The following is a 26,091-nucleotide window of genomic DNA, read 5'->3' as shown; positions in this document are numbered from 1 at the left end:
TCCACATTTCAAAAAAGAAGTATGCAGATTGTCGGATTCTTTTTGTTTCTAGTCATGAATATGGTAATATAGTGCTGAGATAGTTGAAAGGAGACATATACATATGAAAACTTTAGGATACATATTAATGGAAAATGGCGAAAAAATCGATTTAGAATTTTTCCCAGAAGAGGCACCAAAAACAGTAGAAAACTTTAAAAAATTAGCAGAGCAAGGATTTTATGATGGTGTGACATTCCACCGCGTTATTCCTGGCTTCGTAAGCCAAGGTGGAGACCCAACAGGCACAGGAGCAGGTGGCCCAGGTTACTCTATCCCATGTGAAACTGATGGAAATCCTCATAGACATCTTGTTGGCTCACTTTCTATGGCACATGCTGGCCGTAATACAGGTGGTAGCCAATTCTTTGTTGTTCATGAGCCACAACCGCATTTAGATGGCGTACATACTGTATTCGGTAAAGCAACAAGCGGTATTGAAACAGTATTAAACATGCGTCAAGGCGATGTAATGAAAGAAGTTAAAGTTTGGGAAGAATAAGTTACGAGAAAAGGAGAGCGATTTTGCTCTCTTTTTTTATTTCCTATAAACAGGGTTGGTATATATTTTAAAGTATATGACACAAATAGGATGGCTACTAACGTTAAATTATATTGTTCATGAGAACACACTTTTAACAAAATACATAGGATGGAGTACGAATTATATGCTTCAATAAATGTATTTCTCTTAACATATTGCTTTTAGTAGAACTACTTTGTTCAAAAGTGGTTAATAAGTGAAATGTGATGAGAAAGGGATTTTCCTTTTAGTTCCTATATAGTATTGTCTCTTTTTTGAGCGGTGTAATAGAAAGAAATAGCGTGGAAACATATATTTGACTTTCTTCTTAACGCTTTGTATGATTATCAAGTTGTTTCAGCCCCTTCTCACTCTGGTAAAAATATTGTAGAATGAATGTGATATGAAAAGAGTGATTGAGGGGATAAATAGTTTGTAACTTTTGTAAGAAGGGATAAGGGTTATGTTAATTCGTTTTAAAAAAAGTTATGAAAAAATTGCAATGGGGCTTCTTTCATTTATGCCAACTGAAAAAGATGTGAAAACATTACAATTGACAATGAAAGAGTATGAGGCGAAAGAGGATTGGCAATTGTATTTGTGGAAACAAAATGAAGATTTTGTTGGGATAATGGGGATTATAAAAAAAGAAGATCAGGTATTGGAAATTCAGCATTTGAGCGTGAATCCGTCTCACCGTCATATGGGGATTGGGACGAAGATGGTTCAAGAGCTTAAGAGTAAATTTCTTGAGTTTACAATTTGCGGAAATGAGCAAACAGCAAGTTTTTGCAAAAAGTGTAAAGAGCTTGAACAAAATATACATTCATGAAAGCAGGGATAAGTAGTTTATTATCTCTGCTTTCTTTTTTGTAGTTGTTCGTGTCGTTCAGAAATGACTTCTGTTCGATCACGCAATGTGTGCTTATTTATGATGTATTCACCAGGAATGACGTTCGCATCTTTCCAAGAGAGGTTTTGTTTCTTACATAACTGTATGCATTGTTTTTCTAACGATACGTCTAATAATGGTAAAAATAACGGGGCGAAATTTTCCTTTTTGTGGATAGATTGTAATCTTTCATTTAATAAGAATGTAAGTTGTTTATGATCTATTCCGAATTGATGTAATTGCGCGCTGCTCTTTTCTAAAATTGTTATTGCGCTTTTTATCATCTTCTCTGCACCATTCCAATTGGATCGTCTATGATGGTATGAGGAAACAGCAATTTGAATGAGGCCGACTAAGTAATTGTCACGTTCTCCTCTAGGTTTTAATTTCCAATATTCTTCTAATATTTCATGACATTCAAAATAATCATAGTCTCCGTGAAAATGAATTAAAAATTGTACGTACTCGGTAGGATACATTTTATTCGCTCCTGTCTAACGGTTATATGTACAGTTTATCATAGAAATATTAACAATAAGCGACTAGGGAAATATCCCTAGTCGCTTTATTGCGTCCTATTAGCAGAAGCAAGCTGCTCCTACAATGATTAGTAAAATGAACAGTACAACAAGTAATGCGAACCCACCGCTAAAACCGCAATCAACGTGACCCATAGTTTTTTGACCTCCTACATTGTTCTTACTACATTGTTATCATATGAAGCGGTGGGCATTATGACATGGGCATAGGTCTATTTTTAATTAAATTTCTTAAAAAGGTTGGATAGAACATGAGTATGCTCTATACTTATGGTGTTATAGAAAAAATGTGGTGGGATGCTTTGTGCAGTATAATTTTAAAGTAGAGGCTTTTGAAGGGCCTTTAGATCTATTGTTACACTTAATAAATCGTTACGAAATTGATATATATAATATTCCTGTAGCGAAAATTACAGAGCAATATCTATCTTATGTCCATACGATGAAAGAATTACAATTAGATGTTGCCAGTGAGTATTTAGTAATGGCTGCAACGTTATTACAAATTAAAAGTAAAATGTTGTTACCGAAACAAGAAGAAGATGTACCTGATAACGGTGAAGACTTTATAGATGATCCTCGTCAAGAATTGATGGAGAGGTTAATTGAATATAAGAAATATAAGCAAGTTGCTACTGAGTTAAAAGAAAGAGAACAAGAAAGAGCACAGCTATATACACGTCCGCCAATTGATTTTACATCATTTCAACAAGAAGAGGAGACAAGCTTACCTCTTGATGTTACGTTATATGATATGTTAGCGGCATTTCAAAAGCTAATGCGTCGTAAAAAAGCAAAAACCCCCGTAACAACGCGAATTACTCGCCAAGAAATACCAATTGCACAGCGAATGACTGATATTCTACAACAGTTAGAAGTAAGAGGCGGTCGTCAAAGCTTTTATGATTTGTTTGCTGATGAAGAACGTGAAATAATGGTTGTAACATTTTTAGCGGTTCTTGAGCTAATGAAAAATCAACAAATCATAATTGAGCAGGAACATAATTTTGATGAAATTTTCGTATCAAGCTCTAATAAATCCGTATAGAGTTGATGTGAAGATGGGATAGAAATATTTTATCTCATGTTAGGTTTTAATGTATCGTTTGGAACGAGAGAAGAAATATTGAACCGAACGCATTTACTGTGATTCGGTTTTTTTATGTGTGTTTTTTATGGGAAATAGGAGGAAGGAGTTCGTAAAATGGATAGAAAAGAACAAAAATCGATTATTGAAGGGCTTTTATTTGTTGCAGGTGACGAAGGGATTTATCCGGAACAGATAGCTAAAGTTCTGGAAGTTGAAGTGGAAGAAGTAATAAACAGTATAGAGGAAATGCAAAAAGAATGCGAAGGATCGAATCGCGGTTTGCAAATTGTACAATATGCAAAAGTGTATCGTTTTGCAACAAAGAAAGAACATGCTTCGTACTATCAAAAATTAATAGATACTCCAACCGCGGCTTCACTTTCTCAAGCAGCTCTTGAAACGTTGGCAATCGTTGCGTACCGTCAACCGATTACAAGGACAGAAATGGAAGAGATTAGAGGTGTGAAAACGGATAAGGCATTACAAACGTTAGTTTCACACTTACTTATAAAAGAAACGGGAAGAGCGGAAGGACCAGGGCGCCCTATTTTATACGGAACGACGAAAGAATTTCTAGATACGTTTGGATTGAAAACATTAGATGATTTACCACCTCTTTCGGAAGAAAATGAACAAATGAATGAAGCAGATTTATTCTTTGGTTCTTTACAGGAATTATCAAAATAAAAGCTTAGCATTTTGCTAAGCTTTTTTTGTATATCAATTACAGAGCGTGCCATACTAAATGAAAAAAGGAGACGAGTTATGAAAGGTGTACGGAGTATTCTATTGTTGGTTTCTGTTTTATTATGTTTTTCGTTAAACAGCGCATCGGCTAAAAGATATATGATGTCTATTCATACTGCGTCTTCTATACATATGCAGCGGCAACATTTCGGTAAAATGAAAGTGAGTTTTTTAAAAGTTGGACAAGGTGATGCGACACTTATTACATTGCCAAATGGTCAAACGATGTTAATAGATGGGGGTCCTTATGAAGCGGGAGAGGTCATTATTCAAAAACTAATTGAAAAAAGAATTAATCATTTAGATGTGATTGTAAGTACTCATCCTGATATGGACCATATAGGAGGACTTATTCCAATTGTAGAGCAAATGCCAGTTTCCCTCGTATTAGATAGCGGGAAAACATATAGTTCATTTACTTATCATACGTATCGAAATAACATTAAAAAAAGGGGCATTCCTTTCATTTCAGTGAAGGAAGGACAATACATACCGCTAGATCCACATGTTTCTATACAAGTATTAAACAATGGTAAATCGAAAGACGAGAATAACGAGTCCTCAATTGTGTTAAAGATTCGATATGGTAAAGCGGACTTTTTATTAATGGGTGATGCTGATATACGGACGGAAAATGAAATATTAAAGCAATTTGATGTACATGCAGATGTATTAAAAGTAGGGCATCATGGCTCGTATACTTCAACGAGTGAAACATTCTTAAAAAAAGTAGATCCACAATTCGCTATTCTTTCGTACGGGAGTAGAAATCCATATGGGCATCCTCATCAGAGTGTAGTAAGACGATTAAAACAGCGTGGTATAATGATATATGGAACAAACAAGCGAACTGTGGAAATAGAAACAGATGGTGAACATATTACTATGGGGGCAAGCGGTCTTATGCCATTACTTAAGTAACTAATTATATAAGAGGTTATTATCCATTTTGGTAAAAATGGATAATATATATTAGAATGAAAAAGAAATCAATTTCCTTTTTTCGCTGAACGAAGAGGAAATTTCATTAGAATGTATAGACAACTACTTGTGTGTATATTAAGATGGAATTAGGCGAATAAGGTAATAATAATAAGTAGGTATTTCATGGGAAAGGGTCGATGAAAATGAAAACGCAAGTTGTCATCAATGCCGAAATTTATACAGGTAAAGAAGTAGTGGAAAACGGATTTATTCGTTACACAGAAACAGTTAAAGAAATTGGTTTGATGGCTCAATATGTATCACAAGAAAATGAAACTGTGTTAGATGTGGCAGGAAAGATTGTGATTCCAGGTATGATTGATGTTCATATTCATGGTGGATACGATATTGATGCGATGGATGCAAATAGCGATGGATTAGTAACTCTTGGTAAAGAAATGTTAAAAGAAGGAGTTACAACTTACTTCCCAACAACAATGACACAAGCTCCAGAAGCGATTGAAGCGGCGCTAAGTGCTGCGAAGGAAGCGAAAGACAAAGGAGCACATTTCGAATATATTCACTTAGAAGGACCATATGTTTCAAAAAAACGTGCGGGTGCACAACCACTTGAACATATTGTTCCTGCGAGTATCGAGCAATTTAAACAATGGCAGGAAGCAAGCGGTAATTTAATTAAATTAGTAACATATGCACCGGAAGAAGAAGGTGCGTTAGAGTTTGAACAGTATCTTGCTGAAACAGGTGTTGTTGGCACAATGGGGCATACAGATGCAATTGATGCACAACTGAAAAATAGAAAAATTACACATGCAACACATTTATACAATCAAATGCGTGGATTACATCATCGTGAACCAGGAGTTGTTGGTCATGTGTTATTAAATCCAGATGTAATGGTTGAAGTAATTACAGATGGTATTCACATTCACCCTGATATGGTGAAATTAGCATATAAATTAAAAGGACCGAAAAAAGTAAGTGTCATTACAGATGCAATGCGTGCAAAAGGTCTTGAAGAAGGATTATATGAGCTTGGCGGACAGCCAGTACATGTAAAAGATGGCAGTGCCCGATTAGAAGATGGAACGTTAGCTGGTAGTATTTTAAAAATGGATCAAGCTTTCCGAAATGTAATTGAATTTACAGGATGTTCAATCGAGGAGGCAGTGTTAATGACATCAGTTAACCAAGCAGAAGAATTTGGATTAAATAATAAAGGCGCATTAGCGGTAGGTAAAGATGCAGACTTTGTTGTTATGACTGAAGAATTACATGTATATGATACGGTTCGTTTAGGAATTCATATGAAGGAAGGGAAGTAATTAGATGAATATTCTAGTTGTAAAAACTCCAGAAGAATTAGCAGAAGCAGGTTATAAGTTAATTAAAGAGGTTGTAAAATCAAAAGAAAATCCAACTTTAGGAATGGCTACAGGAAGCTCTCCATTAGGTATTTATGCAGAAATGCGAAAAAATAAACTTGATACAAGTCATGCAACCACTGTAAACTTAGATGAGTACGTAAATTTACCACACGAAGATAAAAACAGCTATCACTATTTCATGCAAGAACAGTTGTTTGATCATCTTCCATTTAAACAAACTTATGTACCGAATGGGATGGCAAGTGATTTAGAGGAAGAGTGCAAGCGTTATGAAGGCATTCTAGTAGCTAACCCAGTTGACTTACAGATTCTTGGAATCGGTGAAAACGGTCACATCGGATTTAATGAGCCAGGAACACCATTTAATTCTCCAACTAACATTGTAGAATTAACAGAATCTACACGCCAAGCAAACCTTCGCTTCTTTGAAAATGAAGAAGATGTGCCGACTCATGCGATTACAATGGGAATTGGAAGTATTATGAAAGCGAAACAAATTCTACTTGTTGCTATGGGATCTAAAAAGGCAGAAGCTATTAAAGAATTATTGCAAGGTGAATATAGTGAGGCGTGTCCTGCTACAGTTTTACAACGTCATCCGAATGTAACCGTAATCGCAGATCCAGAAGCTCTATCTTTATGCAGTGAGGCGATTGCTGATGAACATCGACAAGTATTCACCATTTCCGATTTATTATCAGATTCAAGAGTGGGTGAAACAGCTAATTGAGGAAGGCGAATGGAAGCCGGGAGATAAAATTCCGTCTGAGAATGAACTTTGTGATAAGTTCGAAGTGAGTCGTATGACAATCAGACAGGCGATTAATAACTTAGTGGAACAAGGTTATTTATACCGGAAACGTGGGATTGGAACGTTCGTCCAACTTCCGAAAGTGGAGCAAAAGTTGCAAGGAATGACGGGATTCACAGAAGATATGATATCTCGTGGTATGAAACCGAGCAGCCAGTTATTAAGTTTCCGCCTAGTTCCAGCTACTGCTAAAATAGCAGACCGGCTGAGAATACAAGAGGGAGAATCGGTTTATGAAGTGAGGCGTACGCGCTTAGCTGATGACGAACCGATTGCATTTGAGACGACATATTTGTCGCCAACTCTTGTGAAAGATATTAACGAAGAAATATTACAACAATCTTTATATGAACATTTAGAGAAAAAACTGGGCTTTAAGCTTGTTCGCGCTACTCAATCAATTGAAGCTTCAATTGCAACGGATAATGAAGCTGAACATCTGCATATTCCTAAAAAGGCGCCTGTACTTGTAATGCGTCAATGGTCATATGCAGAAGGTGAGTTACCGTTAGAGTATGTGAAATGTATTTATCGTGGGGATCGTTACAAGTTTATTACGAACATCGCACGTAACAAGTAATATATTTCAGTTTGTGAAGTACAGTGAACTTTGATGTTTTCAACATGTAAAGAAATAAAAATACGACTCATCCTTATAAGGATCGAGTCGTATTTTTATTTGCTTCTTCATTATAAACAAGTACTTGGTTAACGGCATCTTTGACAGCATCTACTACATAGTGAGCGTGCTCTTTTACCGCATCATCAGCTTGAGACATAGCAAAACTATGAGGAGTTAAGGAAAACATTGGAATATCATTGTAAGAATCCCCTATGCATGCAACCTCCTCTGGTTGTATTTGAAACTCTTGTAATAAAACAGAAATAGCAGAACCTTTACTAATATTTGGTGGCATTACATCTAAACATTGTTCAGCTGAAATGAAAGTACTAACTTTTCCATAGAATTTTTCATCGATCTTTTTTTGAAGGAGTTGTAAGTTTTCCTTTGTTCCACCGATAGAAATTTTATTTGGAAAAATTGTATCATCGATTTTCTGTAATAAATTTGGTTCTTCAACAGAAGTCATTGCTACTTGTTTTTCGAGTTCATGAATAAAAGGTGTCTTTTCTTCAATATAGTAATTATGCTCATCACTTACATAACGGAAATAAGGGTCTTGATTTGTCATAGCTAGTAAATCAGGAAGAATGCTGGAATCAAAATTTGCGGATAATAGTTGCTTATTTTCATTAGTGTATACAAACACACCATTTACACTAATACGATGGAAATTTGTATTTACAGCTTTCATTAAGTCTGCGATTTCATTATCAAGTCGTCCAGAAGCGAAGCAAAGAATAACATTTTGCTCAGCAAGACTGCGAAGTGCCGCAACATCCTGTTCATCAATCAGACCTCCATGCTGCATCATTGTACCGTCAATATCACTTACAAACATTTTAATCATGTTGCTATCTCCTTTCTATGTACAGTTGCTCTTACATTATACGTATCATATACAAACATGTCTAAAAAATGAATTTTTATCAAATGGTAGATGTTTTACATTGACGACAAAGAAGAATGTTCTGTAACATAAAAGTAGGCTATTTAAGTACGAGGGTGGTGTTATATGAGTAATTATCTAGAAATTAAAAAAGTTTTAAATAATAATGTCATCATTGCTAGCCATCCTGAACACGAGGAAGTAGTAGTGATCGGTAAAGGAATTGGATTTGGAAAAAAGGCTGAAGATGTGTTGGAGCAAGAACAAATTGAGAAAATGTTTGTTTTAAAAAATGAACGTGATCGAGAACAATACAAACTTTTAGTGCCGCATGTGAGTGAAAAGCTAATTGAATTGATGAATGATATTATGTTATACATTCAAGAAAAAGCGGAGTCTCCATTAAATGAACATATTCATATCGCTTTAACAGATCATATTTCTTTTGCAATTAAAAGGATGAAACAAGGACTTACAATAGATAATCCTTTTTTAGTTGAAACGAAAATGCTATATCCAGAGGAATATAAAATTGCTGAAGGAGTTGTGAAACTTTTAAATTCTCGTTTGCAAATTACATTGCCAGAAGGAGAAGTTGGCTTTATCGCACTCCATATTTATAGCTCGCTTACAAACTCTGATTTATCTTCTGTTAATCAAAATTCTCGTCTTATTGCACAACTTGTGTCTTTAATTGAGACAAACCTACAAATTACATTAGACCAAGAAAGCATTCATTATTTACGCCTTATTCGCCATTTGCAATATGCTATTGAACGGGTGAAAAAAGGAGAAAAAGTAGAAGAAGCACAAAGTTTTGCTGATTTATTAAAATTAGAATATCCAGTTTGTTATAATTTGGCGTGGAAGCTAGTCAAAGTAATGCAGAACGAATTACAACTTCCTGTTTATGAAGCGGAGAGTATTTATTTAACGATGCATTTACAACGATTAGTGAAAGCAGAACATGTGTAAAAAGACATATATTTTTGTCTAAAATGAAAACGTTAAAAAAAATGATTGAATCGCTTACAATAGTTATGTATAATAACTATTGCAAAGTTATACAAAATTCGACAAACACATTAAGGTAAATAACGAAAACGTTTGCTTTAATTATAGTGAACTTATACGTAATCCTATTTTTGACACGTGTTACTGATTCGATCAGGCATGAGTGGAGAAAAGTTGGGAATGTAAGCTAAAGAAAGGGACATACTACCCTTTGTATAGCTATCGTTCTATCTTTTTTTTCCTCATGCCTTTTTGGCGTTTGTCGAAAAGTATCAATATAGATAAGAGAGGAAGGGTTTCCATGTTTAAGAAGATCTTTGGTGTTCTTCAAAAAGTCGGAAAAGCGCTTATGCTTCCAGTAGCGATTTTACCGGCAGCAGGTATTTTACTTGGATTTGGTAATGCATTTCAAAATCCACAACTAACAAATGTTATCCCTGCTTTAAAAGCAGATTGGTTCGTAATGGTTGCAAAAATTATGGAACAATCTGGCGATATTATTTTCGCTAACCTTGCGCTATTATTCGCAGTTGGGGTAGCGATTGGTTTAGCTGGTGGAGACGGAGTAGCTGGTTTAGCAGCGTTCGTCGGATACTTAATTATGAACAAAACGATGAGTGTATTCTTAGAAGTAGATAAACTAGTGAAAGTAACAAGCACTGGAACAGATCCAGTAAAAATTGGATTTTCAGATCCAGCATATGCAAACGTATTAGGAATTCCAACGCTGCAAACAGGAGTGTTTGGTGGTATTATCGTCGGGATAGTAGCGGCATATTGTTATAATAAATACTTCAACATTGAATTACCATCATACTTAGGTTTCTTTGCAGGTAAGCGTTTCGTACCAATCGCAACTGCAACATTCTCTTTAGTGGTAGGTATTATCATGTGCTTCATTTGGCCATACATTCAGGGTGGCTTAAATACGTTCTCACATCAAATGATTGATGCAAATAGAACGATAGCAGCATTTATATTCGGTTTAATCGAACGTTCATTAATTCCATTTGGATTACATCATATTTTCTATTCACCGTTCTGGTTCGAATTCGGTCAGTATACAAATGCAGCTGGCGAATTAATCCGTGGTGACCAAAAAATCTTTATGGCACAGTTAAAAGACGGCGTAGAATTAACAGCAGGTACATTTACAACTGGTAAGTATCCGTTCATGATGTTCGGTCTTCCAGCAGCAGCTTTAGCAATGTACCATGAAGCACGTCCGGAAAATAAAAAATTAGCAGCTGGTATTTTAGGATCTGCTGCATTAACATCTTTCTTAACAGGTATTACAGAACCGCTTGAATTTTCATTCTTATTCGTAGCACCAGTATTATTCGGAATTCATGCAGTATTCGCTGGTCTATCATTTATGACAATGCAAATTTTAGGTGTTAAAATTGGTATGACATTCTCTGGTGGTTTAATTGACTTCATATTATTCGGTGTACTACCAGGTCGTACGGCATGGTGGTGGGTAATTATTGTTGGTCTTGTACTAGCAGTTATTTACTACTTCGGATTCCGTTTCGCAATCCGTAAATGGAACTTAAAAACGCCTGGTCGTGAAGTAGCGAATGCTAATGAAGGCGCAGGGAAAACAGAAGCAGGAGAACTTCCACGTGAAGTATTAGTAGCACTTGGTGGTAAAGAAAACATTGCTTCGTTAGATGCTTGTATTACTCGTTTACGCGTTCAAGTTAACGAACAAAAAAATGTAAATAAAGACCGCTTAAAAGAGCTTGGAGCAGCCGGTGTACTTGAAGTTGGAAATAACATTCAAGCTATTTTCGGACCGAAATCTGACACATTAAAATCACAAATTCATGATATTATGTCAGGCCGTACACCTCATGTTGAAAAAGAAGCGCCTGTAAAAGTGGAAGAAGCTCCTCAACAGGTTGATGAAAATGAAACAATCGTTTCACCAATTGAAGGGAAAATCTTACCGATTACAGAAGTACCTGACCAAGTATTCTCAGGGAAAATGATGGGAGATGGATTTGCGATTGAGCCAACAGAAGGAACAGTAGTTTCTCCGGTTAATGGTGAGATTGTAAATGTATTCCCTACAAAACATGCGATTGGTATTCAGTCTGAAGGCGGAAAAGAAATTTTAATCCACTTCGGTATTGATACTGTAAAATTAAATGGTGAAGGCTTTGAAGCGCTTGTAGCACAAGGTGATAAAGTGAAGCAAGGACAACCATTATTAAAAGTAGATCTTGCATTTGTAAAAGAAAATGCACCATCTATTATTACACCAATCGTCTTTACGAATTTACAACAAGGGCAACAAGTCGAATTGAAAAAAGATGGAAATGTTAAGAAGGGCGAAAACGCTATTATTGACATTCAGTAGGAATTTGACGCAAAATGTTTATAATTATAATAGGCGATGTGGTTGACCGAACATCGCCTATTATATACAATAGATGATGTAGTACTCACGTCTATACAACTAAAAAAATACTGTATTTGAAGGAGATAAATTATCATGGAAAAAATCTTTAAAGTAACTAGCGACTCAGGAATTCATGCTCGTCCAGCAACTCTACTTGTAAACACTGCAAGCAAATTTGGTTCTGACATCAACTTAGAGTATAACGGAAAAAACGTTAACTTAAAATCAATCATGGGTGTTATGTCTTTAGGAATTCAACAAGGCGCGGAAATTAAGGTCACTGCAAATGGTGATGATGCAGCTCAAGCACTAGCAGCTATCGAAGAAACTATGAAAAACGAAGGATTAGGAGAATAATGACTCTTAACATTCAAGGGATCGCTGCATCAAGTGGGATTGCTATTGCAAAGGCTTTCAGACTTGAGAATCCTGAATTTAACATTGAAAAGAAATCAATTACAGACGAAGCTGCTGAAATTGCACGCTTAGACGCTGCGCTTGAGAAAGCAAAATCTGAACTAGAAGCTATTAAGGACCATGCTTTTGCTGAGCTAGGTGCTGATAAAGCTGCTATCTTTGAAGCACATTTATTAGTATTAAATGATCCGGAATTAGTAAATCCAGTAAAAGATAAAGTAAATGGCGAAAAAGTAAATGCTGAATTTGCAATGGATGAAGTTGCATCAATGTTTATTTCTATGTTTGAAAACATGGATAACGAATACATGAAAGAACGTGCTGCGGATATTCGCGACGTAACAAAACGTGTTCTTGCACATTTACTAGGAATTAACTTCTCAAACCCTGGTACAATTTCTGAAGAAGTAATCATCATTGCTGAAGATTTAACACCATCTGATACAGCTCAGTTAAACCGTAAGTATGCAAAAGGTTTCACAACTGATATCGGTGGACGTACATCTCACTCTGCAATTATGGCTCGTTCTATGGAAATTCCAGCTGTTGTTGGTACGAAAGTTGTTATGGAGAAAATCCAAAACGGCGATATCGTAATCATTGACGGTTTAGATGGAGAAGTAATTGTAAACCCATCTGAAGAAACTCTTCGTTCTTTTGAAGAAAAGAAAGCGAAATTTGAAGAGCAAAAAGTTGTATGGGCAAAATTAAAAGACCAAGCAACTGTAACAAGTGATGGACATCACGTTGAGCTTGTTGCTAATATCGGAACACCAAATGATGTACAAGGTATTATCGATAATGGCGGAGAAGGCGTTGGTTTATACCGTACAGAATTCTTATACATGGGCCGTGACAATCTTCCAACAGAAGAAGAGCAGTTCGAAGCGTATAAAGCAGTTCTTGAAGGTGTAAAAGAAGATCAACCAGTCGTTGTTCGTACACTTGACATCGGTGGAGATAAAGAACTTCCATACTTACATTTACCAAAAGAAATGAACCCATTCTTAGGATACCGTGCAATTCGCTTATGTCTTGATGAGCAAGATGTGTTCCGTACACAACTTCGTGCATTACTTCGTGCTAGCGTATACGGTAACTTAAAAATTATGTTCCCAATGATTGCAACTCTTGATGAGTTCCGTCAAGCGAAAGCAATCTTATTAGAAGAGAAAGCAAAACTTGTAGAAGCGGGTACAACTGTTTCTGATTCTATTGAAGTTGGTATGATGGTTGAAATTCCAGCTTCAGCAGTATTAGCAGATCAATTCGCCAAAGAAGTTGATTTCTTCTCTATCGGAACAAATGACTTAATCCAATACACAATGGCTGCAGACCGTATGAACGAACAAGTAGCTTACTTATACCAACCATATAACCCATCTATTTTACGTCTTGTAAAAATGGTTATCGATGCTGCTCATAAAGAAGGAAAATGGGCTGGTATGTGTGGTGAGATGGCGGGAGATTCACTTGCTATCCCATTATTATTAGGCTTAGGTTTAGATGAGTTCAGTATGAGTGCAACATCTATCCTTCCTGCAAGAACACAACTAAGCAAGTTGTCAAAAGCAGAAATGGAAACATTAGCAGAAAAAGCATTAACAATGTCAACTGCTGAAGAAGTTGTTGAATTAGTTAAAAGCATATAATAGTAAAAAAACCTGAGTCGATTCGAAATCGATCTCAGGTTTTTTTGCTACATATACCTTAGGTGATTTTATTGTTTAAACTTATCTTAAAGAGCAATTGCGATAACATCTTCTGGGCAAACACGTAAAATCCCTTCAAATCTATCGTCATTACGATTGTTTCCATTCTTATCATCTTTGTTGTTGTCTTTGTCGTCATCTCTTCTTAATGCAGAGAATAGAGCAATACCGTTACAGAACCCCTCAAAAACTAAATTGCGGAATGTTCCATTTCCTTTTAGTTTAAGAAGCGAAATCTCAGTGCCTATAGAAAGATGTGCAAGTACGTTACATACAGCAGCTCGTTGTGGTCTAACTTCTTCTCTCTCTTTCTCGCGATGTTCGCGATGGTCACACTCTCTTTCACGATGATGACAGTCTCTAAAGTTATCACAGCATCCAAATGATCCAAACATAATCCTCATCACCCCCTTCACACTTATAATCTATGTAAGTTCGGTAGTCGGTGACTGGACAGATAATGAAAATTTTTCTAGGGGATTTTCTCATTTTAAATGACTAGATGGGTATTTAGTATGGAATGATGTTTAAAATAGGGGAAATGTCACAAAAAAAATGTAAAGACCACCGAAATGAATGAATTAGGTAGCCTTTACACTTTTTTGCTTTTATATAAAACGATGATATATACAGGAAGAGCTAGGAGTAGTGGTGCAATGGATCGTGCAGTATGTTTTTCTGCTTCTAATTGTAACGCTTCTTCTTTAGGGAATTGTAACACTGATATGTTTGCAGCATCGCCAATAAAATATAGCAGTAGTACAGTTACTATGTAACTCAAAAGTGCGATAAAGCTTCCGTATGAACTCAATGAAAATCCCTCTCTTGTTATCTATTTGTTATCATTGTATCACAATTGTAACAAAAATACACGGTTATATTTCAATGCTTTAACAAATTTCGACACAAAACGCCATATTTGTTTATGGTGATAGCGTAAAAATTACAATTTCTCTATGTGTAGATGTCGAATAATACATTGTAATATTACGGATGTGTGACAGAATATAAAAAAACGAAGGTAATGAAATTACCTTCGTTTTTATTATTTCGCCCATTCACTTACTTGTTCTACGCTCATGCGCGGTGCAGGGTGACCTTTTAAAGTGGATTCACCAATTGTAATAAGCATAATTGGTACGTAACGAGATGAAACATTAAATTCTTCCATTAGTGCTTGTGGGTTGAAACCACCAATTGCGCAAGTATCCCAGCCAGTTGCTTTAGCAGCAAGCATAAGTTGCATTGCTGCTAAAGCAGCATTTGAAAAGGCAGCATCTCGTGGGTATTGCTCACGAGTATATGCAGATTCAATATTTTTAGCTAAGCGCTCTTTTGCGTCTGCTTTCATAAATCCTTGTTCTACAATTGGACCGTAAACCGGTTCAACATTTTTATATGCCTCTAAATCACCTAAAATAGCGACTACGGCAGAAGCATCAAGAATTTGTTGTTGGTTATAAGCAATTGGGTGTAATCGTTTTTGTACATCTTCGCCTTGGAAAACAAGGAATTTCCAGTGTTGCAAGTTCCAAGCAGAAGGTGCTTGCGCAGCTGCTTTTAAAATTTCATGTAACTCTGTAGATGAAATTTCTTTTTCAGGGTTGAATGCACGTGTAGATGTGCGTTCATATAAAACGTTAAAAAAGTCATTGTTTGTCATTATATATCCTCCAAATTACATATCAACTTAATATGAAATAAATGTAATATACTCTACTTACATTTTGTAAGTTATTGAATTTAAGAATATAATACCTTTATTTTAATTGTCAAGTTTTAAATAGTAAGGCAGGGCATTCATACAAACGATACAATTCATATAATCATACACTAAAAAAGGAATTTCCAGAGCAGATAAGCGAAGATAACATTCTCAATTAGCTTGTTAATATGAGTTCCTCACAATTCTTTATAAAATGATTGTGAGGAATTCAGTAAAACAAGATATATGAAGTGAGTGAAGACTAGTGATGAACATACTACATTTTTTATTAGAGAATACTGTTTTCCAAAATGTATTACAAGATCTTCAGTTGAATGTCCTTTATATAGAAGATGGATGTACACATCAACAAACGATAGAAAACGTCCATCCAAAATGTATGTTTATAGCAAATAGTTTTGAAGAAGGAGAAATATTGTTTCATAGAACTAGACCGCATATTGTAATTATGTACGTAACAGATTTTGCTCAAATAAAATATATAAAGAATATATATAATTCACAGAGCACATTCATTATCATTTGGGATCAACAGATAGATAATCAGTTTGCAGATTTACTACTGTTAGGAATACGTAATATTGTTATAGCACCAGTAACTCCACAAGTGGTACTAGAGGAAGTGAATAAGAGTTTATATCAACTTTCTTTAGTGCGGCAAGTAGGTTTACAACAAGAATTGCTTCAAACGATGTTTGATTTTCAAAATGATTTATTATTTATAGTAGAAGATGATGAGATTGTTGATTGTAATACGAATTTTTTACAATTCTTCGGACATGATAATTTATTTACGTATCGTGAACAACATTTAGTGTTTGCAGAACATCTTATTAGAGAGAACGGATATTATTCGACGACTCACGATATAACATGGCTGGATGATACTTTATCAAATGGAAGAAGAATTAAAATGTACAATTATGAAGGAGAAGCATTTACTTTTCTATTACGTGCGACACCATTACCAGAAGACTTATCGCGATTTATAGTAAAATGCACAGAGATTACAGAATTAGATGAAATCTATCAAGAGCAAGAAAGATTGGCTATGATAGATTCATTGACAGAAATATATAATCGCTTGAAATTCCAACAAATATTGGAGACAGAGTGGGAGAATGTATTACGTAATGATGAAAAAGTTGCACTTATTTTGTTTGATATAGATAATTTTAAATCAGTAAATGACACATATGGTCATGATTTTGGCGATTTAGCATTAGTACAACTTGCAGATCTTATGAAATCTAAAGTTGAAAATCAACATGTATTTGCAAGATGGGGAGGAGAGGAATTTATAATATTAGTGACAAATACGGTAGAAAAAGAAGCGTTTCAAGTTGCGGAATCATTGCGATTTTTCATTGAAACAAAGCATTTCTCTGGAATTTCGAAATTAACAGCGAGTTTTGGAGTTGCGTTATATGAGCAAGGGATTACAAGAGAAGAGTTAATGCAAAGAGCGGATATTGCGTTATATGAAGCGAAAAAAAATGGGAAAAATCAAGTATGTATATATAGAAAAGAAAAAATGTGATTTTTCGCAACAAATTGTTGCGATTTTTTTTTATTACTTGATAATAGAATATGGGGGACCATTTTAACCGAGAAGCTCCCACTTCAAGTAAGCTCGCAAGAGAGAATAAGTGGTGGGTAGTTCACATGAAGTAATTACGGAGGAACAATATGATAAAAAAAATAATGGTTATGGCTTCACTGTCTGCTGTAGTTTGCGGCGGAGTATACTATTTTCTCTATCCCGATCAAAAGGAACAAGCAGTATTAACAACAAAGGTAACTCCTGCTATTGAGTCAGAGGTACAGGATAATATAGAAGAAGTACAAAAAATTGATTATGCTAGTATATCTCAAAAGTTAGATCAGTATTTAGTAGGAAAGCAATTTAATGGGACAGTTTTGGTGACAGATAAAGAGCATGTTATATTGAATAAAGGATATGGATATGCTGATATTCAAAATAAAATAGAAAATACGCCTCAAACAAAATATCGTATCGGTTCTATTACGAAAACAGTTGTTGCTACATCCATTCTACAGTTACAAGAACAAGGGAAGTTAAATATCCAAGATAATGTAAATAAATATATTCCTTCATTTCCAGCAGATAAACACATCACGTTATATCACTTATTAACGCATACATCTGGTTTACCGGAAAGTGGGAAAGGGAAGGTTAATGTAGCTTCACGTATAAATTTAGTAACTTGGATTGGAAGTCAAAAATTAGAGTTTCCACCAGGAACAGGTTGGAAGTATACGGATTATAATTATATGGTGCTCGCTTATATTATAGAAAATATAACGAAAAAGCCTTTAGGAGACTATGTAAAAGAAAATATATTTACAAAGGCCGAGATGCATGAATCAGGTATGGGAAATATGGTGCCTGGAGATAAAAACTTCACGAAGGGGTATGTGAAGAAAGATCAAGAGCTTGTACTAGCACAAAAATTAGGGGTGGACTGGTTATATGGATCGGGTGAGATGTATACGACAGTAGGGGATATGAAAAAATTAGATGAAGCGATTATAAATGGAAAGCTTCTTTCTGAACAAAGTATACAAGCGATGTTTACACCTTCACAAGAAAGAAAATATGCATTTAGTTTTTACATATATCCAGATTATTTCCATAATCATGGTGTACTATCTGGTTGGAATACTTTCAATAATTTTAATAAAGAAAAAGGAACTTTTGTTATTTTATTTTCAAATGTGAAAAATAGTATGGATGATGATTTTAATAAAGAGTTCCGAAAGATGGTAAATGATTTATTAGAACAAAGGGGATGAGAAGATGGAAAATAAAAATTTATCAATAGGTTTCATTGGTATTGGTGTAATGGGAAAAAGTATGGTCAACCATTTAATGCAAAGTGGTTATAAAGTATATGTATATAATAGAACGAAGGAAAAAGCGGATTCTTTGGTGCAAGAGGGTGCGACTTGGTGTGATACACCGAAAGCGTTAGTAAAGCAAGTTGATGTTGTTATGACGATGGTTGGTTATCCTCATGATGTAGAAGAAGTGTACTTTGGGGTAGATGGAATTTTAGAACATGCAAATGAAGGTACGATAGCAATTGACTTTACAACATCTACACCAACATTGGCAAAACGTATTAATGAAGTTGCGAAAAGCAAGAATATATATACATTAGATGCACCAGTATCTGGCGGGGACATTGGGGCTAAAGAAGCAAGACTAGCAATTATGGTCGGTGGAGAGAACAGAATATATGATATTTGCTTACCTCTATTTGAAAAACTAGGAACAAATATTCAGTTGCAAGGCCCTGCTGGGAGTGGACAACATACAAAAATGTGCAATCAAATAGCAATTGCTTCTAACATGATAGGAGTATGTGAAGCGGTAGCATATGCGAAAAAGGCTGGACTTAATGCAGATAAAGTATTAGAGAGTATTTCGACAGGAGCAGCAGGTAGCTGGTCATTAAGTAATTTAGCTCCTCGAATGTTAAAAGGAGATTTTGAACCTGGCTTTTATGTAAAGCATTTTATGAAAGATATGAAGATTGCTTTAGATGAAGCTGAAAAATTACAATTACCAGTACCGGGTTTAACCCTAGCGAAGGAATTGTATGAAGAGCTAATCGCAGATGGAAAAGAGAATAGCGGAACACAAGTATTATACAAAAAGTATATAAGGGGGTAAATGGAATGGATCTCCAAAAGTTTGACGAGATGATTGATGCTGTGCAGCGAGCAACTTGTGTACAGATTAATGATAAGCAAAAAGAAGCTTTTAAACAAAAATACGATTTTGGGCCAGATTTTGAATATGGAAGAGATGAGAAAGGACATTATGTTATCCGAAGCTCGAAAAAGATGTTAGAGGAAATGGAGTTTTATTTGGCATTGAAATATGATCGGGATGGAATTGTCCTTTATATGCATGCTGAGATTGAAGGGACATGTCATGTATCCGTTAGCTACAGTGAAGATGCACTTCATTTGCAAGAATTGTTTCAATTTCTAGAAGAAAATAAATAAAAAGTCCTCATTTGAGGACTTTTTATTTATTTAGGCAGGCATAATATTTAAGTTGGATAATTTATCCCGCTATTTGTGCGCCGTAAAACTCCCACTGATTAAAGTTTCACTTTATAGGCTGGAAGCGCGGCGGCATCGTTCAATTGGGAATGGAATAACTTGGGCAATGTGATTAGGGCCGAGCTGTTTTGCGCGAGCATGGCGTAGTATATAAAATGCGCACAGAATAGAAACAGGAATAGCACCATATAAACCAAAAAATAAAGCGCTTACACATGATGCAGCAAAACCTAAAACACCAACTTCTAATTCTTCCATAATAGCTCCTAAAATGACAGGAATAGCTCCGCATGTAACTCCTAGTATAAGTGCGATAAGTAAACTCATGATTATCCCCCTCTGTTTGCAATATTCATTTCCTTCTTATTAGTTGTAGTATATCATACATAAAACAGAATTTTCAGAAAAAATTCAAAAAAAGTTCAATAAATGTTCAAAAAATATTCCGGAATGTACTTGATAAAGTGGAATTGTGATTCGAGATATTTGATTTGAACAAACGAAAGGGACAAATCATTTTAGTAAATAAAAAATCAGGCTTACTTCAATGTTATGAAATAAGCCTGTTCCATAGGAGGATGTATATATGTAGAGTGAATAAAAGGTTGGAAAAGGGGTTCCAAGTTCTTTTATTCAACTAGCTACCTTAATAAATTGGAACCCAACCTTCTGTTGTAACAAAAATACGAATAGCTACAACTTGGCGATCATCTTGTAAGGTGAAATAGTGTCTTGCATTTTCAGGCACAGATATAAGATCACCAGGCTCGAGTTCAACGTCAAAGAATCGACCATCTTTTCCTTCAATAGCGAAGATGCCATGACCGCTGACAATAAAGCGAACTTCATCGTCAGTATGATGGTGTTCTTTTTGAAAATTAATTAATAACTCGTCAAGGTTAGGTGTGCTATTTGAAAGTGAAATCACATCATATGCTTTATAACCTCTGCGCTCTGAAACATCAGCAATTTCTTTTGAAAACACAGCTAATATTTCAGCCTTGTTTTCATCTGCTAACGAATAATTTTCATTTAAATGAGTAGGAAGCTTAGAGATGTTCCATTTCTCATATAAAACGCCTTCCTCTTGTAGAAATTTAGATACTTCCACTTCATTTTCGATACGAGTATTTACTTCATGAATACGAATTTGCGCCATTAGAAACGCCTCCTTGAATTGATAATAGTTTTATATGAAATTGGAATAAAAACTCATAAGCTTCTAATCTTTTCTTTGCATCAAAGCTATCTCGGCCCCATACGGTAATACCATGGTTACGGATTAATACTGCTCCCGAATCTCCTTGTATATGCTTTCGGAAGTTTTCTCCAAGCGTTGGGATATGGGCATGGTTTTCGATAATAGGAATGTTAATCGTTGCACCTTCTTCCCAAATATCGAGAGCTTTAATAATTTCTTGATTTTGAAGGGTGACTGCATCACTATATAAATTTGTGATGACATTATTATCAGTTGTATGAACATGAAGTACGCACCCGGCGTTCGTATTGTTATAAATATGTGTATGCAATATTGTTTCTGCTGAAGGGCGTAATTCAGTCTCTAATACGGGAACCCCTAGATGATCTACTAATAGAAAATCATCTGGAGTAGTTTTTGTTTTATCTTTACCACTTGCTGTAATAAGAAAAGTAAGTGGATCATGACTGACTTTTATAGAAATATTTCCACTCGTTGCTGGAAACCAATTCCGAGTTGTTAATTCTTTTTTTATTTCACTTAAGTCATACCATTGACGAAAAAGTTGTTTCATGATTTCACCTCCAACAAATGTTGTAATTCGACTTGAATATCGTGAAATGTGTTAAAGGATGTATAAGCAATATGATTTTCTTCACATTTTGTAATAAGGAAGTCACGGGCGAATACTTTATCTGCTTGTTTTGCTGCTTGTAAATCAGTAATGGAATCTCCTATCACAATATGAAAATCATCTTTAGAGCTTAGTTTACGAATTAATGATGATTTACAGAGACCGCAACTATGCTGACATTGCTCGTCACAAGGGTGCGGCCATTTAACTTCAACAAATTTTCCTGAAAAGTCAGTTGCATTACAGTAAATTTGCTCTTTTGGAATGATTCCTTGTAAGAGTGGATAGACGAAGAAATCCATTCCACCTGATATAACGTAAAAGGAAATGTTATTTTCATTAATAAATTGTATGAATTCATGAAAACCTGTACGGATTTCAGCAGTTTCTTGTAAAAACTGAATAATATCATCGTGTAGATTAATAGGTATTAATCGAAATAATTGAGAAACACCTTCTTGAATAGAAAGTTCTTGCGATAAAATTTTTTGCTTTATTTCCTCTGCTTCTGGTGGTGCGAACTTTTCCATAATGGACATGATATTATCGTTATTTGTAATCGTACCATCGAAATCACAAAATACTTGAATACTCATAATTTCACCTCATGAGAAGGATTTCCCCATATTTGTAGTGCACTATGCAAATTTATTTCATCCACTTCATGGAGTGGTTTACCTTGTAAAGTAGCTTCAATTGCAGCACGGAAAGCTTTGCCACCACCTTGAGCTCCATTTGGATGCCCATGAATCCCGCCGCCGGCATTAATAACAACATCCTTACCAAAATCTCGTAAAATAAAGGGAACGAAACCAGGATGAATTCCAGCAGATGGAACAGAAAAACTTTTCTTGAAATAGTGGTCTTCCTCAGTTAATGCTTCTGTAATGAGAAGAGCTTCCTCTTTTTCTAATGCAACGTTGCCGTATGGTGATGGGAATAAAGAGAAATCAGCACCAGCGTAACGTAGTAATTTTCCAAGTAGTAATGGAGAAGAGAAACCGTATAGTTTCGATGATGAATATGCGCCACTTACAGCAGGGTGTGCCATAATAGGGATTGGAATTTCATCGTCTTCTACAAGTGCTTGCAGTACATCTAATCCATAAGAAAATACATTAAATAAAAGAATGTCTGCTCCAGCTACCACCGCACGTTTCGCGTTTTCTTTTAAATCATAAGTTCGACCTGTTAAATTTACTGCGTATAAAGTTTTATGCCCGTAAGTTTCGTATACAGATTGTAAAACTTCTTTACCAGATTCAATTCTTTTTGTAAGTGGTGTTAATGAGTTTTCGAATAAAATTTCATCATCTTTTACAATATCTACGCCTCCAATTGCCTGATCGCGTAGTTGAGTTTTTAAATATCCAATATTCCGTCCTATCATCCCTTTGAAAATACTCATTAGAAGAGGTCGATCTTGAACTTGTAAAAGGTTTCGGATGCCTTCAATTCCAAATTTTGGTCCAGGGAACTGTTTCTTTAATTCGTCTGAGAATGTTAAATCAATTAGTTTAATTTCCCCATCTAACGAAAGTTTTCCAAATGTTGTTGTCAAAATGGCTGGTAAGTCAGGGCTAAAGTTCAGCGATGGATAATGAATTTTAATGAGTCCACGTGATACTTTTTTGCCAAGGTAAGAGTTAATATGTTCTTGTTCGTCTAACGCTTCAATATGAATGACATTGCCTTTATGTTGTTTTAATTGTTCTTGTAATAAGTGTGGTAAATGAGTCCATGAACCAATTGTTAAACCGATTGCAATTTGTTCTGCTTTCTTTTCTAAGTTGTGAGAATCATCGTGGATTAAATATGTCGCTATAATTCCGCTCATTGTTATACCCTCCTAGTTAAATAAAAAAACCTCTCAGCTAAGGAGAGGTTTTTTTACAACCAGCTCCTTATCTGTCAGCGTAACGCTGCGAGAATTAGCACCGTGTCTACAATTGTAGATCGGTTGCCGGGTTTCGTCGGGCTCGTCCCTCCACCTGCTCTTGATAAGAAGTATTTAGAAATGTTTAAATTTTTAAGATAACTGAATTTTGTCAGATATTTTTTATGTTGTCAATGACTTTTTGAAAAAATTTAATTTATCAATTCGATTAATTGCTTCTCGTAATCTATCTTCTGTATGCAAGAGACCAACACGGACATACCCTTCGCCGTGCTCACCAAATCCAACACCAGGAGCAACTGCAACGTGTGCTTTTTCTAGTAAAATGTCAGAAAATTGCTCAGATGTATATCCTTTTGGAACAGGAAGCCATGCAAAGAATGATCCTGTTGGAATGTTTACTTTCCAACCAATTGAGTGACAAGCTGAAATAAGAGCATTTCTCCGAGATTCATAACTATTAACAAGATCTACCACACAAGACTGCGAGCCTAATAGTGCTTCGCGGGCAGCATCTTGAACTGCACCAAAAATACTAACATACATATGATCTTGCAATAGGTTAATAGTTTCGATGACACTTTCATTTCCTACTGCAAAAGCAATACGCCATCCAGCCATATTGAAAGTTTTCGATAAAGTGTAAATCTCAATACCTGTATCTTTAGCGCCGTTTGCTTGCAAGAAACTAACAGGCTTTTGACCATCGAATCCGATAGCACCGTAAGCAAAATCGTGAACAACTAATATATTATGTTTATTAGCAAAATGAATGGTTTCATCAAAAAAATCTTTTGATGCAGTAGCACCGGTAGGGTTATTTGGATAGTTTAAAAACATTAACTTTGTTCGCTCCGCAACAGAGTCATCAATTTTTGTATAATCCGGTAAAAAATTATTTTCTGCAATAAGCGGTATTGTTTCAAATTGTGCTTTTGCTAAAGCAACTCCTGATAAATAATCTGGATAGCCTGGATCTGGAACGAGAATAGTGTCACCAGGGTTTGTAAAACAAACTGGTAATTCTACTAATCCAGCCTTTCCGCCAAACAAAATAGCAACTTCAGTTTTTGGATTTACTACTACATCATATTCACGTTGATAGAATGTTGCCACGGCTTCTTTTAAGCTTTCGTGTCCGCGAAATGGCGGATATTTATGATGAATGGTCTTTTCAGCAGCATCTTGTAAAGCTTTAACGATATGCTGCGGTGTTGGTTGATCTGGATTACCTTGACCTAGATTAATAACATCGTGACCAGCTGCAACGACTTTGTTAACTTTTGCAACAAGTGAAGCGAAAAATTGTGTTGGCAATGATGTTACTATCTCAGAAGGTTGAAATAATTTCATACTTTCCACCTCTTTTGAAAGTTGTTACAATTCTAGTGACAAATGATATAATCTTTCCAGTATTTTGTAAAGAAAAAAATGAGAATGGGGCTGAAAAAATGAAAGTCGCATGTATTCAAATGGATATTGTCTTTGGAGATGTAGAAAAAAATATTGAGAACGCTAAAAAAAAAATAAGTGAAGCGATGAAAGAAAGACCAGATGTTATCGTCTTACCAGAACTATGGACAACAGGATATGATTTAACGAGACTTTCTGAAATTGCAGATACGGATGGATTAGAAACGAAAGAAAAGTTGAAAGAATGGTCGAAGCAATATGGTGTACATATTGTTGGTGGTTCCATAGCAAAGCAAACAGAGCAAGGGGTTACAAATACAATGTATGTTGTAAACAATGAAGGGAATCTAGTCAATGAATATAGTAAAGTACATTTATTTCAGCTGATGGATGAACATAAATATTTAGTTGCTGGTAATGAGACAGGTGAATTTAAGTTAGATGATGTAGAGTGTGCTGGTACAATTTGTTATGATATTCGTTTTCCAGAGTGGATGCGCGTTCATACTGCTAAAGGTGCAAAAGTTTTATTTGTTGTAGCAGAATGGCCATTAGTACGTTTAGCACATTGGCGTTTGCTTTTACAGGCGAGAGCAGTTGAAAATCAGTGTTATGTTGTTGCGTGCAATAGAGCAGGAAAGGATCCGAATAATGAGTTTGCAGGTCATTCTCTAATTGTGGATCCTTGGGGTGAAATTGTGGTAGAGGCAAATGAAGAGGAATCAATTTTATTTGGAGAACTTAAATTTGAGAAAATTAAAGAGGTACGTAAAGGAATTCCGGTTTTTGCAGATCGTCGTCCAGAATTATACAAATAAAATGTTGACAAGTGATTTTTATTCTTGGTATAGTCTTCATCATAAAGTTAAAAATTCTAAAAATTATAAAACTCTTATCAAGAGCAGGTGGAGGGATTTGGCCCGATGAAGCCCAGCAACCGACCGTAATACCATTGTGAAATGGGGCGTTTATGACGCCAAAAGGCACGGTGCTAATTCCAGCAGAAAGTAAACTTTCTGGCAGATAAGAGGGGAGAAGATAAACTTCAAACCTCTTTCTTTGTGGAAAGGGGTTTTTCTATTTTAGA

General features: G+C 35.5%; 29 protein-coding genes and 2 riboswitches. Of the genes, 17 read left to right on the top strand and 12 right to left on the bottom strand.

Annotated features, from left to right (window positions below; genetic code table 11):
• Positions 1–103 precede the first annotated feature (103 nt).
• Together MKY90_RS20670 and ribT are read left to right on the top strand one after the other, a co-directional pair.
• Positions 104–541: a peptidylprolyl isomerase gene (locus tag MKY90_RS20670; protein WP_000853785.1), complete on the top strand. Its 438-nt coding sequence runs from the start codon at positions 104–106 to the stop codon at positions 539–541.
• Positions 542–1,025: 484 nt separating this feature from the next.
• A complete protein-coding gene (gene ribT, locus MKY90_RS20665) occupies positions 1,026–1,394 on the top strand; it encodes a GNAT family N-acetyltransferase RibT (protein WP_000908403.1) in 369 nt (122 codons plus the stop codon).
• A gap of 20 nt (positions 1,395–1,414) precedes the next feature.
• Here ribT and MKY90_RS20660 read toward each other — a convergent pair whose 3' ends face one another.
• Entirely contained in the window at positions 1,415–1,933 is a 519-nt protein-coding gene (locus MKY90_RS20660) for a DUF309 domain-containing protein (protein ID WP_063218952.1), read from the bottom strand.
• Positions 1,934–2,032: 99 nt separating this feature from the next.
• Positions 2,033–2,128 carry a YjcZ family sporulation protein gene (locus MKY90_RS20655; protein ID WP_000510194.1) on the bottom strand — a complete coding sequence of 32 codons (96 nt, stop codon included), beginning with the start codon at positions 2,126–2,128 and terminating at the stop codon, positions 2,033–2,035.
• Positions 2,129–2,297: 169 nt separating this feature from the next.
• Here MKY90_RS20655 and MKY90_RS20650 point away from each other — a divergent pair, with 169 nt between their 5' ends.
• The 6 genes from MKY90_RS20650 to phnF all read left to right on the top strand — a co-directional run bounded on the left by MKY90_RS20650 (position 2,298) and on the right by phnF (position 7,554).
• Positions 2,298–3,041, top strand: a complete 744-nt coding sequence (locus tag MKY90_RS20650; protein WP_002143025.1) for a segregation/condensation protein A — start codon at positions 2,298–2,300, stop codon at positions 3,039–3,041.
• A gap of 156 nt (positions 3,042–3,197) precedes the next feature.
• Entirely contained in the window at positions 3,198–3,770 is a 573-nt protein-coding gene (gene scpB / locus MKY90_RS20645) for an SMC-Scp complex subunit ScpB (protein ID WP_002128944.1), read from the top strand.
• Positions 3,771–3,848: 78 nt separating this feature from the next.
• A complete protein-coding gene (locus MKY90_RS20640; protein ID WP_002128943.1) occupies positions 3,849–4,751 on the top strand; it encodes a ComEC/Rec2 family competence protein in 903 nt (300 codons plus the stop codon).
• Positions 4,752–4,957: 206 nt separating this feature from the next.
• Positions 4,958–6,100: an N-acetylglucosamine-6-phosphate deacetylase gene (gene nagA, locus MKY90_RS20635; RefSeq protein WP_002088433.1), complete on the top strand. Its 1,143-nt coding sequence runs from the start codon at positions 4,958–4,960 to the stop codon at positions 6,098–6,100.
• Between the two features lie 4 nt (positions 6,101–6,104).
• Complete coding sequence (nagB, locus tag MKY90_RS20630) at positions 6,105–6,893, top strand: glucosamine-6-phosphate deaminase (RefSeq protein WP_002033913.1); 789 nt, start codon at positions 6,105–6,107, stop codon at positions 6,891–6,893.
• Complete coding sequence (phnF, locus tag MKY90_RS20625) at positions 6,823–7,554, top strand: phosphonate metabolism transcriptional regulator PhnF (RefSeq protein WP_012261644.1); 732 nt, start codon at positions 6,823–6,825, stop codon at positions 7,552–7,554. The genes nagB and phnF overlap by 71 nt, the downstream gene beginning before the upstream one ends.
• 73 nt (positions 7,555–7,627) lie before the next feature.
• Here phnF and MKY90_RS20620 read toward each other — a convergent pair whose 3' ends face one another.
• On the bottom strand, positions 7,628–8,446 hold the full coding sequence (locus MKY90_RS20620) for a Cof-type HAD-IIB family hydrolase (protein ID WP_033734224.1): 819 nt from the start codon (positions 8,444–8,446) through the stop codon (positions 7,628–7,630).
• 165 nt (positions 8,447–8,611) lie between these two features.
• On the opposite strand from MKY90_RS20620, the gene glcT reads away from it, so the two are divergent.
• The 4 genes from glcT (at position 8,612) to ptsP (ending at position 13,975) form a co-directional block, all read left to right on the top strand.
• A complete protein-coding gene (gene glcT, locus MKY90_RS20615; protein ID WP_063218955.1) occupies positions 8,612–9,460 on the top strand; it encodes a glucose PTS transporter transcription antiterminator GlcT in 849 nt (282 codons plus the stop codon).
• A gap of 340 nt (positions 9,461–9,800) precedes the next feature.
• Positions 9,801–11,864, top strand: a complete 2,064-nt coding sequence (ptsG, locus tag MKY90_RS20610; RefSeq protein ID WP_002014901.1) for a PTS glucose transporter subunit IIABC — start codon at positions 9,801–9,803, stop codon at positions 11,862–11,864.
• Positions 11,865–11,999: 135 nt separating this feature from the next.
• The gene (gene ptsH / locus MKY90_RS20605) at positions 12,000–12,263 is read left to right on the top strand and encodes a phosphocarrier protein HPr (protein WP_002033915.1); all 264 of its coding nucleotides are present in this window, start codon (positions 12,000–12,002) and stop codon (positions 12,261–12,263) included.
• Positions 12,263–13,975, top strand: a complete 1,713-nt coding sequence (gene ptsP / locus MKY90_RS20600) for a phosphoenolpyruvate--protein phosphotransferase (protein WP_002128938.1) — start codon at positions 12,263–12,265, stop codon at positions 13,973–13,975. Before ptsH ends, ptsP begins: the two co-directional genes overlap by 1 nt.
• An 86-nt stretch (positions 13,976–14,061) precedes the next feature.
• On the opposite strand, the gene MKY90_RS20595 is transcribed toward ptsP, so the two are convergent.
• The 3 genes from MKY90_RS20595 to MKY90_RS20585 form a co-directional block, all read right to left on the bottom strand.
• Entirely contained in the window at positions 14,062–14,430 is a 369-nt protein-coding gene (locus MKY90_RS20595; RefSeq protein WP_050000339.1) for a DUF3915 family protein, read from the bottom strand.
• A gap of 197 nt (positions 14,431–14,627) precedes the next feature.
• The gene (locus tag MKY90_RS20590) at positions 14,628–14,846 is read right to left on the bottom strand and encodes a hypothetical protein (RefSeq protein ID WP_002088422.1); all 219 of its coding nucleotides are present in this window, start codon (positions 14,844–14,846) and stop codon (positions 14,628–14,630) included.
• Between the two features lie 234 nt (positions 14,847–15,080).
• The gene (locus MKY90_RS20585; RefSeq protein ID WP_002033918.1) at positions 15,081–15,698 is read right to left on the bottom strand and encodes a nitroreductase family protein; all 618 of its coding nucleotides are present in this window, start codon (positions 15,696–15,698) and stop codon (positions 15,081–15,083) included.
• A gap of 310 nt (positions 15,699–16,008) precedes the next feature.
• Here MKY90_RS20585 and MKY90_RS20580 point away from each other — a divergent pair, with 310 nt between their 5' ends.
• The 4 genes from MKY90_RS20580 to MKY90_RS20565 all read left to right on the top strand — a co-directional run bounded on the left by MKY90_RS20580 (position 16,009) and on the right by MKY90_RS20565 (position 19,799).
• Positions 16,009–17,301, top strand: coding sequence for a GGDEF domain-containing protein (locus tag MKY90_RS20580; RefSeq protein ID WP_078184386.1), 1,293 nt, complete (start codon positions 16,009–16,011; stop codon positions 17,299–17,301).
• A 149-nt stretch (positions 17,302–17,450) separates the two neighbouring features.
• The gene (locus MKY90_RS20575; protein WP_063218958.1) at positions 17,451–18,578 is read left to right on the top strand and encodes a serine hydrolase domain-containing protein; all 1,128 of its coding nucleotides are present in this window, start codon (positions 17,451–17,453) and stop codon (positions 18,576–18,578) included.
• A 4-nt stretch (positions 18,579–18,582) separates the two neighbouring features.
• Complete coding sequence (locus MKY90_RS20570; protein ID WP_078184384.1) at positions 18,583–19,461, top strand: NAD(P)-dependent oxidoreductase; 879 nt, start codon at positions 18,583–18,585, stop codon at positions 19,459–19,461.
• A 5-nt stretch (positions 19,462–19,466) separates the two neighbouring features.
• A complete protein-coding gene (locus tag MKY90_RS20565) occupies positions 19,467–19,799 on the top strand; it encodes a DUF3909 family protein (RefSeq protein ID WP_002014892.1) in 333 nt (110 codons plus the stop codon).
• A 111-nt stretch (positions 19,800–19,910) separates the two neighbouring features.
• Here MKY90_RS20565 and MKY90_RS20560 read toward each other — a convergent pair whose 3' ends face one another.
• The 6 genes from MKY90_RS20560 to MKY90_RS20535 all read right to left on the bottom strand — a co-directional run bounded on the left by MKY90_RS20560 (position 19,911) and on the right by MKY90_RS20535 (position 24,944).
• Entirely contained in the window at positions 19,911–20,186 is a 276-nt protein-coding gene (locus MKY90_RS20560; protein WP_002033923.1) for a hypothetical protein, read from the bottom strand.
• Positions 20,187–20,505: 319 nt separating this feature from the next.
• Positions 20,506–21,018 (bottom strand): 1,2-dihydroxy-3-keto-5-methylthiopentene dioxygenase, encoded by a 513-nt coding sequence (locus tag MKY90_RS20555; RefSeq protein ID WP_016100676.1) that lies wholly within the window; start codon positions 21,016–21,018, stop codon positions 20,506–20,508.
• On the bottom strand, positions 20,996–21,634 hold the full coding sequence (locus tag MKY90_RS20550; RefSeq protein ID WP_044442765.1) for a methylthioribulose 1-phosphate dehydratase: 639 nt from the start codon (positions 21,632–21,634) through the stop codon (positions 20,996–20,998). Before MKY90_RS20550 ends, MKY90_RS20555 begins: the two co-directional genes overlap by 23 nt.
• Positions 21,631–22,290, bottom strand: coding sequence for a 2-hydroxy-3-keto-5-methylthiopentenyl-1-phosphate phosphatase (locus MKY90_RS20545; protein ID WP_341092432.1), 660 nt, complete (start codon positions 22,288–22,290; stop codon positions 21,631–21,633). The genes MKY90_RS20550 and MKY90_RS20545 overlap by 4 nt, the downstream gene beginning before the upstream one ends.
• A complete protein-coding gene (mtnW, locus tag MKY90_RS20540; protein ID WP_061674459.1) occupies positions 22,287–23,531 on the bottom strand; it encodes a 2,3-diketo-5-methylthiopentyl-1-phosphate enolase in 1,245 nt (414 codons plus the stop codon). Before mtnW ends, MKY90_RS20545 begins: the two co-directional genes overlap by 4 nt.
• 64 nt (positions 23,532–23,595) lie before the next feature.
• Positions 23,596–23,701, bottom strand: a riboswitch (SAM riboswitch).
• Between the two features lie 52 nt (positions 23,702–23,753).
• Positions 23,754–24,944 (bottom strand): pyridoxal phosphate-dependent aminotransferase, encoded by a 1,191-nt coding sequence (locus MKY90_RS20535; protein WP_063218962.1) that lies wholly within the window; start codon positions 24,942–24,944, stop codon positions 23,754–23,756.
• Between the two features lie 14 nt (positions 24,945–24,958).
• Between MKY90_RS20535 and MKY90_RS20530 the strand changes: the two genes are divergently transcribed.
• Complete coding sequence (locus MKY90_RS20530) at positions 24,959–25,822, top strand: carbon-nitrogen family hydrolase (protein WP_141506899.1); 864 nt, start codon at positions 24,959–24,961, stop codon at positions 25,820–25,822.
• A gap of 71 nt (positions 25,823–25,893) precedes the next feature.
• Positions 25,894–26,034: riboswitch (SAM riboswitch) on the top strand.
• Positions 26,035–26,091 lie beyond the last annotated feature (57 nt).

The organism is Bacillus sp. FSL P2-0099, from assembly GCF_038007445.1.
Classification (GTDB): domain Bacteria; phylum Bacillota; class Bacilli; order Bacillales; family Bacillaceae_G; genus Bacillus_A; species Bacillus_A mycoides.
Note: the sequence above shows the minus strand (reverse complement) of the source record. Positions and strands in the feature narration are given on the sequence as shown.